Below are 3,539 nucleotides of genomic sequence, written 5' to 3' on the forward strand. Positions count from 1 at the left end.
TGGTGCCGGCCGGGGTGAAGTACACCTTGGGCGTGCTGGACACCTGCACCGTTACGCTGGCGTAGCGGTCGTTCTGGTTGCGGAGGGACGCGGCCGAAATGTCGGCATTGCCGGCCGCCTCGAGGGTGGCGGAGGCGTTCACAAGCGAGGCGGCCGGGCCGATGGCGTGGCCGCTGCCATCCAGCGCGCCGCCGATACGCAGGTCGACATCCGCGTGGATCAGCGCATGATCGCGGTTGACCAACGACGCCACCCCCAGGTCCAGGTCGGCACGCGAGGCGATGACCGCCCCGCCGCTGCCTCCCCCATCCGCGCCGTTGACCAGCGCGCCCGCCTGGATCGACACGGCATCGCCGTAGATGCGGCCGGTATTGTCGACGTGGCCTGCGGTGATGCGGGTCGAGCCGCCGTCGATGAGGCCGGCGTTGGTCAGGCCCTGCGACACCGCGATGGTGTTCACGCCCGCAGCCAGCAAGGCGCCCGAGGCCTGGTTGTTCAGCGAATCCGCGGTAATGCTCAAGTCGCGGCCGGCACTGACGCGGGCGCGGTTATCCAGGGCCCCGCCGATCACGAGGCTCAGGTCTCGGCCACTGGAGATATCCCCGTCCTGGTCCAGGGATCCCGCGTGTTGCAACCCCAGGTCGCCCGCGGATTGCAGCGATCCGACTCCTTGCAGCGCTTGCACGATGACAGTCAGGGTCCGGTTCGCGTGCAGCTGGCCGCGGGAGTTCCTGAGCGTGTCGGCGACGATGCGCGAATCGCCCAGGGAGGCGATCTGGCCGCCGGTGTTGTCCAAGTGGGAGGAGGTCAGGTTCAGGGCATCAACGGCCTGGATATCCCCCGACCGGTTGTCGATGCGGTCCGCCATGAGGGAGACCACCTTGCCGAGCACGCCTGTCGGCGGCCTGACGGCGTCCGGGATGCTGCGGTTGCCAAGACCGGCGGCGCCTGTGGCGCGGTTGTCGAGGCTGGCCGCGTTCCGGGCCAGTGTGTTGTCGAGACTGGCCGCGCTCAGGGCCAGCGTGTTGTCGGCCTGGATCAGGCCGCCGCGGTTGTCCAGCGCGCCGGTGGCGGTGACGGCAAGGTCATGGGCGGCGAGCGTGCCCTCGCGGTTGACGAGACTTGCGGTCTGGATGCGCGCGTCGCCCGCGGCGGCGATCACCCCGTCAGTGTTGTTCAACGCCGCGCTCAGATTGATCGCGGCGTCGCCCGTCGACGTGAGTTGGCCGCGCTGGTTGAAAAGATTGGCGGCAGCGATGTCCAAGACCCCGCTTTGCACAACGGCGTTGCGGGTGTCCAGGCTACCTGGCGTGGCGAGAACAAGTCCGCCGACGGCGGACAGCTTGCCGTCCGCCAGATTCAATCCACCCGCGGATAGGCTCAGATCCGTGCCGGCGAGGCTGGTGCCGTCATGAACGATGGCGTTCGCAGTCAGCGTGATGCTGCCCGGCTGGTTGAGCGCGCCATCGGTGTCCACCCCGGCCACGAAACGGCCCGCGTTGGAAAGTGAGCCCGAGGCGGTGGCGATCAGGTCACCGCCTGCCAACACCGAGCCGGCGTTGTCCAGCGCGGATCCGGCCCGCAGCTTGGCGTGCGTGTCCGCCGAAGCAACGCCCGCGTTAAGCAGCGCGCCGCCCGCGTTCAGATCCAGCGCCGCGCCGGCCTGCAGGCGGCTGTCCGCCGTGACGGTGAGCTTGTCCGCGGCGCTGACGACAAGGTTGCCCGCCTGCGTGGCGGTGATGCCGCCCAGCGTGGCGTCGGTGCCGGCCCGCAAGGTCATGCCTTGTTCGGCGGCAGCCGAGCCGAGCGCGGTCAACGCGCCTGCCGCTTGCGCGGTCAGCGCGCCCCCTGCCTGCAAGCGCGACGCCGCGCCCAGTGCGATATCGCCGCGCTGCGCGGTGAGCGACAGGTCGCCTTGCAAAGCGGCGACCGTGCCGTCGATCGTGATCGTGTCGCCCGCGATCAAGGCCTGCGAGCCGCCCGCCAGCAGGCGTCCGGTCGCCTGCAGCGCGCCTTGCGCGCTGGCGGTGAGGTTGCCGCCGGCCTGCGCCACCCCACTCGGCCCGACCGTCACGTCGTGGCCCGTCAGCGTCAGATTGGCGTGGGTGGCGGCGAAGCCGTCCACCCGCGCGCGACGTGCAGCGTCCATGCGCAACTCGTCAACCGAGCTCAGGGCGCCAACCACGCTTAAATCGCGCTTGGCACGGGCGGTCAGCGTGCCAGCGGCCTGGACCTGCCCGCCCTGCTTCACGACGAGGTCGCCTTTGGCGTTGAGGGTCGCATTGCCCGCCGCGCGTTCGCCCAGCGCCGCCACGACGCCGCCCAGCAGGATGTCTCCCCTTGCGGCAAGCGTCAGGCCACCGCCCGCGGCAATGACGCCATCGGAATCCAGGTCTGCGCCTGCGCGGGCATTCAGGCTGTCCGAGGCCTGCAACCTGCCCGCCGCGCCGACTCGCAGGTTCGCGCCAGCTTCGGCCGTTAGGTCGCCTTCCAGCGCCGTGGCGATGCCGTCGAGGCGGATGTCGCGCTGCGCGCCCAGGACGATGGGCGAGCCGGCGGTCGCCGTGCCGGTGATGAAGAGGTCGCGGCCCGCCTGCGCCTGCAAGATGCCGCCCGCCGTGCGGGCAGGCTGGAGAGATCCGCCCACAGTGCGGGCACCAACCCCGGCACCCGCGCCGGTGCCTGCGGTGCCTGCGGTGCCTGCGGTGCCTGCGGTGCCTGCGGTGCCTGCGATGCGCAGGTCCTGGCCCGCGCCCAGCTGCAGCCGAGAGCTGCCTTGCGCGAGCCCCGCTTCGCCTATGGTCAGGTTCCCTGCCGCGTCCGCGCGCAGGGTGCCGTTGGCGACCGCCTTGCCGTTGGCGTGGAGATTGCGCCGCGCGCGCAGGTCCGCGTCGACCGTGGAGGCGAGGACGCCATCCAGAACCAGATCGCGCCCGGCGTCAGTGCGCACGCCCTGGCCTTGCAATTGGCCACCCGCGCCCAGCCGCAGGTCACCCCCGCTTTTAAGATCCAGGGGGCCGGCATGGGCCAGTGCACTGCCGTCCACGCGCAAGCCGCGCGCGGCAGCGAGCGCGACGGCGCCGCCCGCCTGCGTCGTGCCTTGCACGGTCAGGTCGCGGCCGCTGTCCAGGCGCAGATTGCCGGCCGCCTGCGCGGCGCCGCGCGGCGCGATACGCACGTCGCCCGCGGCAGTGAGCTGCAGGTCGCCCGTCAGCGCCACCAGATTGCCGCCGATGTTCACGCCCACCCCGGCCTCGGTGCCGATCAGGCGCACGCTGTTGGCGTACATGCCGCCCAGCGCCGCGGTATCCAGGGCGAGCTCGGGCGCCGCGCTTTGCACAGCCTGGGCTGAGACGGCCCCCGATGCGTAGTCGACCCGCGCCGCACCCGCGCTTATGTTGAGCCGGTCTGCCCAGACGTCCGCATTGATCTGCAGCGTGCGCGCCAAGAGGTCTACCTGGCTGAGATTGGCGCCGTTCAAGCCCGCGCCGTCGACGTGGATCTTGCCCGCCGCGATATCGAAGCCGATGCCGCCCTCG

The 3,539-nt window shown here is 71.3% G+C and carries 1 protein-coding gene; it reads right to left on the reverse strand.

Going from position 1 to position 3,539, the window contains the following annotated elements; genetic code table 11:
- Nucleotides 1-3,539, reverse strand: a 3,539-nt coding sequence (locus VCS63_RS29660) for a beta strand repeat-containing protein (RefSeq protein ID WP_416379217.1), incomplete at both ends; no start/stop codon positions are given.

It is taken from the genome of Achromobacter sp. D10, assembly GCF_035282245.1.
Taxonomy (GTDB): Bacteria; Pseudomonadota; Gammaproteobacteria; order Burkholderiales; family Burkholderiaceae_B; genus Achromobacter; species Achromobacter insolitus.